The organism is Klebsiella sp. 1SOBk10mer (genome assembly GCF_046602535.1).
GTDB lineage: Bacteria > Pseudomonadota > Gammaproteobacteria > Enterobacterales > Enterobacteriaceae > Klebsiella > Klebsiella quasipneumoniae.
In genome coordinates, this window is the sequence record NZ_JBKIUP010000001.1 from 202259 (window position 1) to 215034 (window position 12776).

Genomic DNA, 12776 nt, shown 5'->3' on the forward strand with positions numbered 1-12776 from the left:
TCATTAAGGGTAAAGACAAACATGGACTTGATTCACTTTTTAATTGATTTCATCCTGCATATTGATGTGCACCTGGCCGAGCTGGTCGCCCAGTACGGCGTCTGGGTTTATGCCATTCTGTTTTTGATTCTGTTCTGCGAAACCGGGCTGGTGGTGACGCCGTTTCTGCCGGGAGATTCCCTGCTGTTCGTCGCGGGCGCGCTCTCGGCCCTGCCCACCAACGATCTTAATGTCCATCTGATGGTATTGCTGATGGTTATCGCGGCTATCGTCGGCGATGCGGTCAACTACACCATTGGCCGGCTGTTCGGCGAAAAGCTGTTCAGCAATCCGAACTCGAAGATTTTCCGTCGCAGCTATCTGGATAAAACCCATAGCTTCTACGAACGTCACGGCGGAAAAACCATTATCCTCGCGCGCTTTGTGCCGATAGTCCGAACCTTCGCGCCGTTTGTGGCGGGAATGGGGCATATGTCCTATCGTCATTTTGCGGCCTATAACGTCGTCGGGGCGCTGCTGTGGGTGCTGCTGTTCACCTACGCCGGCTATCTGTTTGGCGATCTGCCGGTGGTGCAGGAGAACCTTAAGCTGCTGATCGTGGCGATCATCGTGCTTTCCGTCCTGCCGGGCGTGATTGAGATTATTCGCCATAAGCGGGCGGCGGCGAAGCAGGCGAAGTAGTTTAGCCTGTGTTGCGCGTGACGGTGCAGAGCGTCACGCGCAGCGGTTTGACCACTTTTTTATCCCATGTTCCGGGATGATATGATTTAATGTGCAACATTCATGGTCTGTAAGAGGCAAAAATGGCATTATGCGCCCCTTACGACAAAACTGGCATCGACCAGGTTCAGGCAGAAAGGTTATCAATGAGCTGGATTGAACGAATTAAAAGCAACATCACTCCCACCCGCAAGGCGAGCATTCCTGAGGGTGTATGGACCAAGTGCGACAGCTGCGGTCAGGTACTCTACCGCGCCGAGCTGGAGCGCAACCTGGAGGTTTGTCCTAAGTGCGATCACCATATGCGCATGTCGGCGCGTAATCGCCTGCATAGCCTGTTGGATGAAGGTTCTCTGGTGGAACTGGGTAGCGAACTTGAGCCAAAAGATGTGCTGAAGTTCCGCGATTCAAAAAAATACAAAGACCGCCTGGCGTCCGCTCAAAAAGAGACGGGCGAGAAAGACGCGCTGGTGGTAATGAAAGGTACGCTCTACGCGATGCCGGTTGTGGCCGCCGCCTTTGAATTCTCCTTTATGGGGGGATCGATGGGTTCCGTCGTTGGCGCACGCTTTGTGCGCGCGGTGGAGCAGGCGCTGGAAGATAACTGCCCGCTGATCTGCTTCTCCGCCTCCGGTGGCGCCCGTATGCAGGAAGCGCTGATGTCGCTGATGCAGATGGCGAAAACCTCCGCGGCGCTGGCGAAAATGCAGGAGCGCGGATTACCGTACATCTCTGTGCTGACCGACCCGACCATGGGCGGCGTATCGGCGAGCTTTGCGATGCTGGGTGACCTGAACATTGCCGAGCCGAAAGCGCTGATCGGCTTTGCCGGTCCTCGCGTCATTGAGCAGACCGTACGTGAGAAGCTGCCGCCGGGATTCCAGCGCAGTGAGTTCCTGATTGAAAAAGGGGCGATCGATATGATCGTTCGCCGTCCGGAAATGCGTCTCAAGCTGGCCAGCATTCTGGCGAAGCTGATGAACCTGCCGGCGCCGGTTGCCGCTTCGGAAACGCCTCATGAAGGCGTGGTGGTGCCGCCGGCACCGGATCAGGAACCCGAGGCCTGATAAAGCAGAGGGCAGGGCCTGGCGGCGCTGCCCTTTTTTATTCATACTCGTTAACCGTCAATTCTTGCGGGCATCATGGAAAAAGATCCTATTCCTCAGGCCACGTCGCCCCTGGCTACGTGGCTTTCTTATCTGGAACATCTGCACAGTAAAACCATCGACCTGGGGCTGGCGCGCGTCAGCGAGGTCGCGCGGCAGATGGATATCGTGAAACCGGCGCCGTTCGTCTTTACGGTCGCGGGTACCAATGGCAAAGGCACCACCTGCCGCACGCTGGAAACCGTCCTGATGGCGGCCGGCTATAAAGTGGGGGTCTACAGCTCTCCGCATCTGGTGCGTTACACCGAACGCGTGCGCATTCAGGGAGCGGAACTGCCGGAGGCGGCGCATACGGCCTCGTTTGCGGAGATTGAAGCGGCGCGGGGCGACATCTCGCTGACCTACTTTGAGTACGGCACGCTCTCTGCGCTATGGTTGTTTAAGCAGGCGCAGCTGGACGTGGTGATCCTGGAGGTGGGGCTCGGCGGCCGTCTCGACGCCACTAATATCGTGGATGCCGATGTCGCCGTGGTTACCAGCATCGCTCTCGATCATACCGACTGGCTGGGACCGGATCGCGAAAGTATCGGCCGGGAGAAAGCCGGTATCTTCCGTGCCGGAAAACCGGCGGTAGTAGGGGAGCCGGATATGCCGCACACCATTGCTGAAGTGGCGAGCGAGAAGGGCGCCCTGCTCCAGCGCCGCGGCGTCGACTGGCGCTATGAGGTGGAAGGCGAGACATGGTCTTTCCGCGACGCGGGCGGGGCGTTAAGCCGCCTGCCTCTGCCTCAGGTGCCGTTGCCTAACGCCGCCACGGCCGTGGCGGCGCTGCGCGCCAGCGGACTTGCCGTGGATGACGCTATCCTGCGCGCGGGGATCCGCGACGCGATGCTGCCGGGACGCTTTCAGATAATCAGCGACGCCCCGCGGGTGATCCTCGATGTGGCGCATAACCCGCACGCGGCGGCTTATCTCGCCGGGCGTCTCAAAACGTTAGCGAAAACGGGACGCGTGCTGGCGGTTATTGGTATGCTGCATGATAAGGACATTGCCGGCACGTTGGCCAATCTGGCCCCGGAAGTCGACGCCTGGTACTGCGCGCCGCTGGAAGGGCCGCGCGGGGCGACGGCGGAGCAGCTGGTGGAACATTTGCGTGGCGGCACAGTCTATAGCAGCGTGGCGCAGGCGTGGCATGCGGCCATGGCTGACGCTAAAGTGGAAGATACCGTGCTGGTGTGTGGTTCGTTTCACACGGTCGCACAGGTTATGGAAGAGATAGACGCGGGGAGAATCGGTGGCGAGTAAGTTTCAGAACCGTTTAGTCGGGACAATCGTGCTGGTGGCGCTGGGGGTGATTATCCTGCCAGGGCTGCTGGACGGGCAGAAAAAGCATTACCAGGATGAGTTTGCCGCGATCCCGCTGGTGCCGAAACCGGGCGATCGTGATGAACCGGATATGCTGCCGGCGGCGACTCAGGCGCTGCCTTCGCAGCCGCCGGAAGGGGCGGCGGAAGAGGTGCGGGCGGGCGATGCCGCCGCGCCATCGTTAGATCCGTCGCGTATCCCGGTGAACAGCAACAGCTTCGATGACGTTCAGGAGCCGGTAGTGGCCGCGAAACCCCAGCCTAAACCTCAGCCGAAGCCGCAGCCGCAACAGCAGGCCGCGACGCCAACGCCACCGCCTGCTAAGCCACAGCAGCAACAACCGCAGCAGCAGGCGGCCCTGCCGGCGCCGACCGGCAAAGCCTATGTGGTTCAGCTGGGCGCGTTGAAGAACGCCGATAAGGTGAACGAGATCGTTGGTAAACTGCGGGCGTCGGGCTTCAAAGTGTATACGTCGCCTTCGACGCCGGTACAGGGTAAAATTACCCGTATCCTCGTCGGGCCGGATGCGTCAAAAGACAAGCTCAAGGGCCAGCTGGGCGATCTGCAACAGATCTCCGGGCTCAGCGGGGTAGTGATGGGCTTCACCCCGAACTGATTGTTTTTTCCGCGATGCGGAAAGAACGCGGCGGGGCTAAACGCCCCGTAAACCCTGTCTCAGCCGCCCTGAAGAGGCGAAAGACAGTCTGGCGTTGAATGTTTTTTCAGCGCCATTTTTATTTCTGTAGGGCAAGGAAATCCCTACGCAAACGTTTTCTTTTTCTGTTAGAATGCGCCCCGAACTGGACGACAGGGCGTAAAATCGTGGGACGTATATGGTCTGGATTGATTACGCCATTATGGCGGTGCTGGGTCTTTCTTGCCTGGTCAGCCTGATCCGCGGCTTCGTTCGCGAAGCTTTATCGTTAGTCACGTGGGGTTGCGCGTTTTATGTCGCCAGCCACTACTACGCTGATCTGTCTGTCTGGTTTACGGGCTTTGAGGATGAACGGGTTCGAAATGGGATTGCTATTGCGGCGCTGTTTATCGTGACGCTCATCGTTGGCGCTATCGTGAACTATGTGATAGGCCAGCTGGTGGAGAAAACCGGTTTGTCAGGTACCGACAGGGTATTGGGGATCTGCTTCGGCGCGCTACGTGGGGTGCTGATCATCGCCGCTATTCTGTTCTTCCTTGACACCTTTACCGGGATGGCGAAGAGCGATGACTGGCATCAGTCGCAGTTTATTCCCTATTTTACCCCCGTCATCAGATGGTTTTTTGAATACCTGCAAAGCTCGTCAAGTTTCTTGCCTAAAGTATAGACTTTAGGTCGTTGCTGAACGAGGAAAAGACGTATGTGCGGTATTGTCGGTATCGCCGGTGTTATGCCGGTTAACCAGTCGATTTATGATGCGCTAACGGTGCTCCAGCACCGTGGACAGGATGCCGCTGGCATCATCACCATTGATGCCAACAACTGCTTCCGGTTGCGTAAGGCTAACGGGCTGGTAAGCGACGTATTCGAAGCCCGCCATATGCAGCGTATGCAGGGCAATATGGGGATTGGCCACGTGCGTTACCCCACGGCGGGCAGCTCCAGCGCCTCCGAAGCGCAGCCGTTTTACGTCAACTCGCCGTATGGCATCACGTTGGCGCATAACGGCAACCTGACCAACGCCCATGAGCTGCGTAAAAAGCTGTTTGAAGAAAAACGCCGCCACATCAATACCACCTCAGATTCCGAAATCCTCCTCAATATTTTCGCCAGTGAGCTGGATAACTTCCGTCACTACCCACTGGAAGCGGATAACATCTTTGCCGCGATTGCGGCGACCAACCGCTTGATCCGCGGCGCGTACGCTTGCGTGGCGATGATCATCGGTCATGGCATGGTGGCCTTCCGCGACCCGAACGGCATTCGTCCGCTGGTGCTGGGCAAACGTGACGTAGGCGATGGCCGCACCGAGTATATGGTGGCCTCGGAAAGCGTGGCGCTTGACACCCTTGGCTTTGAATTCCTGCGCGATGTGGCGCCGGGCGAAGCGGTTTATATTACCGAGAAGGGCCAGCTGTTTACCCGTCAGTGCGCCGATAACCCGGTCAGCAACCCGTGCCTGTTCGAGTACGTCTATTTTGCCCGTCCGGACTCGTTTATCGACAAAATTTCCGTCTACAGCGCCCGCGTTAATATGGGGACCAAGCTGGGCGAGAAGATTGCCCGCGAGTGGGAAGATCTGGATATTGACGTCGTTATCCCGATCCCGGAGACCTCCTGCGATATCGCGCTGGAGATCGCCCGCATCCTCGACAAGCCTTATCGACAGGGCTTCGTGAAGAACCGCTACGTCGGCCGCACATTTATCATGCCTGGCCAGCAGCTGCGTCGTAAGTCTGTGCGCCGCAAGCTCAACGCCAACCGTGCGGAGTTCCGCGATAAGAACGTGCTGCTGGTGGACGATTCCATCGTTCGCGGCACCACCTCGGAGCAGATCATCGAGATGGCGCGCGAAGCAGGGGCGAAAAAAGTGTATCTGGCCTCAGCCGCGCCGGAAATTCGTTTCCCGAACGTGTACGGTATCGATATGCCGACCGCCAACGAACTTATCGCTCATGGCCGCGAAGTGGATGAGATCCGCCAGATCATCGGCGCCGATGGCCTGATTTTCCAGGATCTCAACGATCTGATCGAGGCGGTGCGCGCGGAAAATCCGGATATTCAGCAGTTTGAATGTTCTGTGTTCAACGGCGTGTACGTCACCCGGGATGTCGACCAGCAGTACCTCGACTACCTCGATTCCCTGCGTAACGATGATGCCAAAGCGGTTCAGCTGCAGAACGAAGTCGAAAACCTCGAGATGCACAACGAGGGTTAAGCCGTTCACGCGTCGCGGGCCCGCCGTTCCTGATGGACGGCGGGCCTTTTTTTCGCCCGGCAACGGTGCGTCAATGGTTGCGCCAACGGCTATAATCCGGCAAAGTCTGCGGCACGACGCGCAAGGGGTAACAGAACGTGAAACGACTGATTATTGGCATTTCCGGCGCCAGCGGCGCCATCTATGGCGTGCGGATGCTGCAGGTGCTGCGGGATGTGCCAGATATTGAAACCCATCTGATCCTCAGTCAGGCGGCGCGCCAGACGCTGGCGATGGAGACCGACTTTACCGTGCGTGAAGTGCAGGCGCTGGCTGATGTGGTGCATGATGCCCGCGACATCGCCGCCAGTATCTCCTCCGGCTCGTTTAAAACCGCCGGGATGGTGATTTTACCCTGCTCAATGAAAACGCTCTCGGGTATTGTCCATAGCTACACGGATGGTCTGCTGACGCGGGCGGCGGATGTGGTGCTGAAGGAGCGTCGTCCGCTGGTGCTCTGCGTGCGGGAGACTCCGTTCCATCTTGGCCATCTGCGACTGCTGGTGCAGGCTGCGGAGCTGGGGGCGGTGATTATGCCGCCGGTGCCGGCCTTCTACCATCGGCCGCAAAGCCTGGATGATGTTATCAACCAGACCGTCAACCGGGTACTCGATCAGTTCGACATTAGCCTGGAACAAGACTTATTTACGCGCTGGCAAGGGTCACAGGATTGCACCAAATAGGTGCGTGAAATGTACGCTTGCGCTGCGCTGGTGCAAATTTGTCGTCCCGATCAAATCCTCGACATTTATTTCGTCTTTTTGCGCTCAGGCGCTGCGGTTTCGCCAGTAATGCTGGTATCTTCCCTTTTAAGACAATCCTGCAACTTTATTTTAACAAATTTAACCCTGTTCCCGGCACGCACCGGGAAGATGGCACAAAAACTGCAGGATTGATCGGCAATCACCATAACAAGCAACGCACCACATCACGACACTTAAGGGTACTGTATGAAGAAGACGATTCTGGCTCTCTCTTTACTCGTGGGAATGAGCAGCACGGCCAGTGTGTTTGCTGCTCTGCCGCAGAGCATTCGCATTGGCACTGACGCGACCTATGCGCCCTTTTCGTCGAAAGACGCGAAAGGGGACTTTGTTGGCTTTGATATCGATTTAGGCAATGAACTGTGCTCCCGTATTAAGGTGAAATGTACCTGGGTCGGCAGTGATTTTGACTCCCTGATCCCCTCCCTCAAGGCGAAGAAAATTGACGCCATCATCTCCTCGCTCTCCATCACCGAGAAGCGCCAGCAAGAGATCGCCTTCTCTGACAAGCTTTATGCCGCCGACTCCCGGCTGATCGCGGCCAAAGGCTCGCCGATCCAGCCGACGCTGGAGGCGCTGAAAGGTAAGCACGTCGGCGTGCTGCAGGGCTCCACGCAGGAAGCCTATGCTAACGATCGCTGGCGCAGCCAGGGCGTTGACGTGGTGGCATATCAGAACCAGGACCTGATCTATTCCGACCTCTCCGCTGGTCGTCTGGATGCGGCGCTGCAGGATGAAGTCGCCGCCAGCGAAGGCTTCCTGAAGCAGCCTGCCGGGAAAGATTTCGCCTTTGCCGGCCCGTCCGTTAAAGACAAAAAGTACTTTGGCGACGGCACCGGTATCGGCCTGCGTAAGGACGACGCCGAGCTGAAAGCCGCGTTTGATAAAGCGCTGGGCGAGATGCGCAAAGACGGCACCTACGACAAAATGGCGAAGAAATACTTCGATTTTAACGTCTACGGCGACTAAGACTGCCGCAGGCCCGCGCTATCGGGTGGGCCTGCCGCCATGCTCGTGTAAAAGCCCTGAAAAGGTGCATCGTCAGACGCTGTGGATCATTTTAGTGCAAAGGCAGGCGCTTTTGTGGCTAAAAAATGCATAGTTAAGCGTTTGTGATGCAAAAAAATGGCCTTTCTGGTGCATAAATCTTTGCCCTCAAGGGGCGAATAATGGCACGATAACTGGTGTTAATAGTTCTAATAAACCCGTTAGAATGACAGTCTGTCGAGGATAGTTATGAAAAAACTGGCGTTGTCTCTCTCTTTAGCGCTGGCCCTTTCCAGCGTTTCCACGGTCTTTGCCGCTATTCCGCAAAAAATTCGTATCGGTACCGATCCGACTTATGCTCCCTTCGAATCGAAGAATGCGCAGGGGGAATTGGTGGGTTTTGATATCGATCTGGCAAAAGAGCTGTGTAAGCGTATTAATACCCAATGTACCTTTGTGGAAAACCCGCTGGATGCGCTGATCCCCTCTTTAAAAGCGAAGAAAATCGACGCGATTATGTCTTCGCTGTCGATTACCGAAAAGCGTCAGCAGGAAATCGCTTTCACCGACAAACTGTATGCGGCTGATTCGCGTCTGGTGGTGAAAAAGGGCAGTCCCGTGACGCCGGATCTTGCCACCCTGAAGGGTAAGCGCGTGGGCGTGCTGCAGGGTACGACGCAGGAAACTTACGGTAATGAGCACTGGGCGCCGAAAGGTATCGAAATTGTCTCCTATCAGGGGCAGGACAATATCTATTCCGACCTGACCGCCGGCCGTATTGACGCCGCTTTCCAGGATGAGGTCGCGGCCAGCGAAGGGTTCCTGAAACAGCCTATCGGTAAAGATTATCAGTTTGGCGGTCCGTCGATTAAGGACGAAAAGCTGTTCGGCGTCGGCACCGGTATGGGGCTGCGTAAGGAAGACAACGAACTGCGCGAAGCGCTGAATAAAGCGTTTGCAGAGATGCGTAAGGACGGCACCTACGACAAGCTGGCGAAAAAATATTTCGATTTTAACGTATACGGCGAATAATTCTCACGCCTCACCATTGCGCGTCCGATTCACGCGCAATGGTGGATGACAGACAGGGTAGGCAGCATGCTGTATGGGTTTTCACAGGTTATTTTGCAGGGTGCGCTTGTCACCCTGGAGCTTGCGCTCAGCTCGGTCGTTCTCGCCGTCCTGATTGGGCTGGCGGGCGCTGGCGCAAAGCTATCGAGCAATCGTCCTCTGGCGCTGGTATTTGAAGGCTATACCACACTGATCCGCGGCGTCCCCGACCTGGTGCTGATGCTGTTGATTTTCTACGGCCTGCAGATTGCGCTTAACAGCGTTACCGACGCGCTGGGCATGGCGCAGTTTGATATTGACCCGATGATCGCCGGGATTATTACCCTTGGCTTTATCTATGGCGCCTATTTTACGGAAACCTTCCGCGGCGCCTACCTGGCGGTGCCGAAGGGGCATATCGAAGCGGCCACCGCCTTTGGCTTCAGCGGCGGGCAGACGTTCCGGCGCATCCTGTTCCCGGCGATGATGCGCTACGCGCTGCCGGGGATCGGCAACAACTGGCAGGTTATCCTCAAGGCGACGGCGCTGGTCTCGCTGCTGGGGCTGGAGGATGTGGTCAAAGCCACGCAGCTGGCGGGCAAAAGCACCTGGCAGCCGTTCTACTTCGCCATCGTCTGCGGCCTGATTTATCTGGTATTTACCACCCTTTCTAATGGCGTACTGCTGCTGCTCGAACGCCGCTATACCGTTGGCGTCAAGAGGGCTGACCTGTGATTGAAATTATTCAGGAATATTGGAAATCCCTGCTGTGGACCGACGGCTATCGCTTTACCGGCGTGGCGATTACCTTATGGTTGCTGATCTCTTCGGTGGTCATGGGGGGCATCCTGGCGGTCTTTCTGGCAATCGGCCGCGTTTCGAGCAATAAGTTCATCCAGTTTCCCATCTGGCTGTTTACTTACATATTTCGCGGCACGCCGCTGTATGTGCAGCTGTTGGTCTTTTACTCCGGTATGTACACCCTGGAAATCGTCAAAGGCACTGAACTGCTGAACGCCTTTTTCCGCAGCGGGCTAAACTGTACGGTGCTGGCGCTGACCCTGAACACCTGCGCTTATACCACCGAAATTTTCGCCGGCGCGATCCGCTCGGTACCGGCGGGCGAAATTGAAGCGGCGCGGGCCTACGGCTTCTCTTCGGTCAAACTGTACCGCTGCATCATCCTGCCTTCCGCGCTGCGGATTGCGCTGCCGGCCTACAGTAACGAAGTGATCCTGATGCTGCACTCGACGGCGCTGGCGTTTACCGCTACGGTGCCGGATCTGCTGAAAATCGCCCGCGATATCAACTCGGCCACCTATCAGCCGTTCACCGCCTTTGGCATCGCCGCGGTGCTCTATTTAATTATCTCGTATGTGCTGATTAGCTTGTTCCGCAAAGCGGAAAAGCGTTGGTTGCAGCATATCAAACCTTCTTCGACGCATTGAGAACGCCATGTCCGACAATAAATTAAACGTTATCGATCTGCATAAACGCTATGGGGAACACGAGGTGCTGAAGGGCGTCTCGCTGCAGGCGAAAGCCGGGGACGTTATCAGTATCATCGGTTCATCGGGTTCCGGGAAAAGTACCTTTTTACGCTGTATTAACTTCCTTGAAAAACCGAGCGAAGGCACGATCGTCGTCAGCGGCCAGAATATTGGCCTGGTACGGGATAAAGACGGTCAGCTGAAGGTGGCCGACAAGAACCAGCTGCGCCTGCTGCGCACCCGGTTGACCATGGTGTTTCAGCATTTCAATCTGTGGAGCCATATGACGGTGCTGGAGAACGTCATGGAGGCGCCGATTCAGGTGCTGGGCTTAAGCAAACAGGAAGCGCGCGAACGGGCGGTAAAATACCTGGTCAAGGTCGGGATAGACGAACGTCAGCAGGCGAAATACCCGGTGCATCTTTCCGGCGGCCAGCAGCAGCGTGTCTCTATTGCCCGCGCGCTGGCGATGGAGCCGGAAGTGCTGCTGTTCGATGAGCCGACCTCCGCGCTGGATCCGGAGCTGGTGGGCGAAGTGTTACGCATCATGCAGCAGTTGGCGGAAGAGGGGAAAACCATGGTGGTGGTGACCCACGAAATGGGCTTTGCCCGCCACGTCTCTTCGCATGTCATTTTCCTGCATCAGGGAAAAATCGAAGAGGAAGGGCATCCGGACGCGCTGTTCGGCGCGCCGAAAAGCCCGCGCCTGCAGCAGTTTCTGAAAGGTTCGTTGAAATAAACGGCTTACCCGGCGTCTGCGGGCGCCGGGTGGGATTCACGCTCCAGCCGGTAAATCCAGTCATCGTAATCGACGCCGTTCAGATGATAGGCTTTCTCCAGCACCTGCGTGCGCACAAAGCCTTGCTTCTCCAGCAGGCGCGATGATCCACGATTCTCTCCCAACACCCAGGCATTGATGGCCTGTACCCCCAGCGTGCTGAAACCATAATCGCAGATCGCCCGCAGCGCTTCGCTGGCATAGCCTTTTCCCTGAGCCTCGGGCAGCAGCGCATAGCCGACGTCGGCCTCGTGCGGATTTTTAGGGCTGATGCGAAGCCCAATATCGCCCAGCGCATCGCCGCGCTTATTACGCAGAACATACACGCCGGGATCGGCGCAGCGACTGGCGAACACGCTGCGCAACGCCTCCTCGCTTAACACTTCGCCCATAAAACGCATCACCTGCGGATCCTGGCGCAGGCGCAGAAAAAAGGGCCAGTCATCGGTAACAAAGCGGGTAAGCGAAAGGCGAGGCGTGGTGATGGTCGTCATAAAGCAGTCAATTCGAAGAAGAAAAGGCCTACCTTAGCACTTTGCTTCGCCAGGTAACACCGGCGAACCGGCCGGCTGGCGATGAACTCAGGCGCTTCAGGGCGCTGGTTGTCCGGGATATGGCGATGCTGCAGCGCCAGGCTGAGGCCATCCAGGCGTGGAGCATGAGCCAGCAGAATGGAATCAGGAGAGCCAATGCTCCCCTGTGTCAGCCATTAACTCAGCACATCCTTTAGCGCTTCGTCGAGATCGTACCAGCGGAAGGCGAAGCCGGCGGCTTCCAGTCGCTTAGGCAGCGCGCGCTGGCCGCCGAGCACCAGCACAGCGGATTCGCCCATCAGCAGGCGGATGGCGGCGGCGGGAACGCGGAAAATCGCCGGTCGATTGAGCGCATGCCCCAGCGCGTGGGCGAACTGCTCGTTATGCACGGGATAGGGCGAAACCATATTGAATGGGCCGCGCAGATCGTTATCCAGCAGCCACAGAATGCCGTTAACCATATCGTCGATATGGATCCAGGCCAGGTACTGTCTGCCGCTGCCGATAGGCCCACCGAGGCCGAGCTTAAAGGCCGGGGTCATTTTGCCAAGAATACCGCCCCGCGGCGCCAGTACCACGCCGGTGCGCAGCAGACAGACGCGGGTGCGCTCGCTTTGCGCTTCGCAGGCAATTTGCTCCCAGCGGGCGCAGAGCTTATGGGTAAACTCATTGTGCGGCGGCTCTTCTTCTGTCACCACCACTTCGCCGAGGTCGCCGTAATAGCCGGTGGCTGACCCGCTGATCAGCACGGAGGGAGGAGTATCGCTGGCGTGGAACAAGCCCACCAGCCGCTGAGTGAGATCCCAGCGACTATGGCATAAGCGCTGTTTCTGCTCGGCGGTCCAGCGTTTATCGGCGATGGGCTCGCCCGCCAGATTGATGACGGCATCAATGTCATTGAGGTGGTGATGGCCCTCGAAATCGCGCCACAGCGTGACGCGCGGATCGAGACGGGCGCGGGCGGTATCCGGATGTCGGGTGGAGACCGTGACGCTATGCCCAAGCTCCAGCAGTCTGGGTATCAGATGTCGGCCAATCAGGCCGGTACCACCAGTAAGCAGGATCTTCATA

General features: G+C 57.3%; 16 protein-coding genes. 13 read left to right on the forward strand and 3 right to left on the reverse strand.

Going from position 1 to position 12776, the window contains the following annotated elements; all coding sequences use genetic code 11:
* Nucleotides 1-21 precede the first annotated feature (21 nt).
* The 7 genes from ACLH1I_RS00955 (at nucleotide 22) to ACLH1I_RS00985 (ending at nucleotide 6786) form a co-directional block, all read left to right on the forward strand.
* Entirely contained in the window at nucleotides 22-681 is a 660-nt protein-coding gene (locus tag ACLH1I_RS00955; protein ID WP_002913221.1) for a DedA family protein, read from the forward strand.
* A 185-nt stretch (nucleotides 682-866) separates the two neighbouring features.
* Nucleotides 867-1787 (forward strand): acetyl-CoA carboxylase, carboxyltransferase subunit beta, encoded by a 921-nt coding sequence (accD, locus tag ACLH1I_RS00960; protein ID WP_004201773.1) that lies wholly within the window; start codon nucleotides 867-869, stop codon nucleotides 1785-1787.
* Between the two features lie 75 nt (nucleotides 1788-1862).
* Nucleotides 1863-3131 carry a bifunctional tetrahydrofolate synthase/dihydrofolate synthase gene (folC, locus tag ACLH1I_RS00965; RefSeq protein ID WP_017899514.1) on the forward strand — a complete coding sequence of 423 codons (1269 nt, stop codon included), beginning with the start codon at nucleotides 1863-1865 and terminating at the stop codon, nucleotides 3129-3131.
* Complete coding sequence (gene dedD / locus ACLH1I_RS00970; protein WP_004201770.1) at nucleotides 3121-3807, forward strand: cell division protein DedD; 687 nt, start codon at nucleotides 3121-3123, stop codon at nucleotides 3805-3807. The genes folC and dedD overlap by 11 nt, the downstream gene beginning before the upstream one ends.
* Nucleotides 3808-4024: 217 nt before the next feature.
* Nucleotides 4025-4513, forward strand: coding sequence for a colicin V production protein (cvpA, locus tag ACLH1I_RS00975; protein ID WP_002913214.1), 489 nt, complete (start codon nucleotides 4025-4027; stop codon nucleotides 4511-4513).
* Nucleotides 4514-4546: 33 nt separating this feature from the next.
* Nucleotides 4547-6064 carry an amidophosphoribosyltransferase gene (gene purF, locus ACLH1I_RS00980; protein ID WP_004180758.1) on the forward strand — a complete coding sequence of 506 codons (1518 nt, stop codon included), beginning with the start codon at nucleotides 4547-4549 and terminating at the stop codon, nucleotides 6062-6064.
* A 137-nt stretch (nucleotides 6065-6201) separates the two neighbouring features.
* Nucleotides 6202-6786, forward strand: coding sequence for a UbiX family flavin prenyltransferase (locus ACLH1I_RS00985; protein WP_004180755.1), 585 nt, complete (start codon nucleotides 6202-6204; stop codon nucleotides 6784-6786).
* A gap of 65 nt (nucleotides 6787-6851) precedes the next feature.
* Here ACLH1I_RS00985 and ACLH1I_RS00990 read toward each other — a convergent pair whose 3' ends face one another.
* Nucleotides 6852-7013 carry a hypothetical protein gene (locus tag ACLH1I_RS00990; RefSeq protein ID WP_004140952.1) on the reverse strand — a complete coding sequence of 54 codons (162 nt, stop codon included), beginning with the start codon at nucleotides 7011-7013 and terminating at the stop codon, nucleotides 6852-6854.
* Nucleotides 7014-7053: 40 nt separating this feature from the next.
* On the opposite strand from ACLH1I_RS00990, the gene argT reads away from it, so the two are divergent.
* The 5 genes from argT (at nucleotide 7054) to hisP (ending at nucleotide 11133) form a co-directional block, all read left to right on the forward strand.
* The gene (argT, locus tag ACLH1I_RS00995) at nucleotides 7054-7836 is read left to right on the forward strand and encodes a lysine/arginine/ornithine ABC transporter substrate-binding protein ArgT (RefSeq protein WP_004180753.1); all 783 of its coding nucleotides are present in this window, start codon (nucleotides 7054-7056) and stop codon (nucleotides 7834-7836) included.
* A gap of 267 nt (nucleotides 7837-8103) precedes the next feature.
* On the forward strand, nucleotides 8104-8886 hold the full coding sequence (hisJ, locus tag ACLH1I_RS01000) for a histidine ABC transporter substrate-binding protein HisJ (protein WP_002913209.1): 783 nt from the start codon (nucleotides 8104-8106) through the stop codon (nucleotides 8884-8886).
* Between the two features lie 66 nt (nucleotides 8887-8952).
* Complete coding sequence (locus tag ACLH1I_RS01005; protein ID WP_004201769.1) at nucleotides 8953-9639, forward strand: histidine ABC transporter permease HisQ; 687 nt, start codon at nucleotides 8953-8955, stop codon at nucleotides 9637-9639.
* Nucleotides 9636-10352 (forward strand): histidine ABC transporter permease HisM, encoded by a 717-nt coding sequence (gene hisM / locus ACLH1I_RS01010; RefSeq protein ID WP_002913207.1) that lies wholly within the window; start codon nucleotides 9636-9638, stop codon nucleotides 10350-10352. The genes ACLH1I_RS01005 and hisM overlap by 4 nt, the downstream gene beginning before the upstream one ends.
* A gap of 7 nt (nucleotides 10353-10359) precedes the next feature.
* Nucleotides 10360-11133, forward strand: coding sequence for a histidine ABC transporter ATP-binding protein HisP (hisP, locus tag ACLH1I_RS01015; RefSeq protein WP_198079923.1), 774 nt, complete (start codon nucleotides 10360-10362; stop codon nucleotides 11131-11133).
* Between the two features lie 5 nt (nucleotides 11134-11138).
* Here the strand turns inward: hisP and ACLH1I_RS01020 are convergent, their stop codons facing one another.
* Complete coding sequence (locus ACLH1I_RS01020; protein ID WP_017899517.1) at nucleotides 11139-11666, reverse strand: GNAT family N-acetyltransferase; 528 nt, start codon at nucleotides 11664-11666, stop codon at nucleotides 11139-11141.
* A 119-nt stretch (nucleotides 11667-11785) separates the two neighbouring features.
* On the opposite strand from ACLH1I_RS01020, the gene ACLH1I_RS01025 reads away from it, so the two are divergent.
* Entirely contained in the window at nucleotides 11786-11902 is a 117-nt protein-coding gene (locus tag ACLH1I_RS01025) for a hypothetical protein (protein WP_048295250.1), read from the forward strand.
* Here ACLH1I_RS01025 and ACLH1I_RS01030 read toward each other — a convergent pair.
* Nucleotides 11882-12775, reverse strand: a complete 894-nt coding sequence (locus ACLH1I_RS01030) for a TIGR01777 family oxidoreductase (RefSeq protein WP_004201764.1) — start codon at nucleotides 12773-12775, stop codon at nucleotides 11882-11884. The genes ACLH1I_RS01025 and ACLH1I_RS01030 overlap by 21 nt on opposite strands.
* Between the last annotated feature and the right edge of the window lies 1 nt (nucleotide 12776).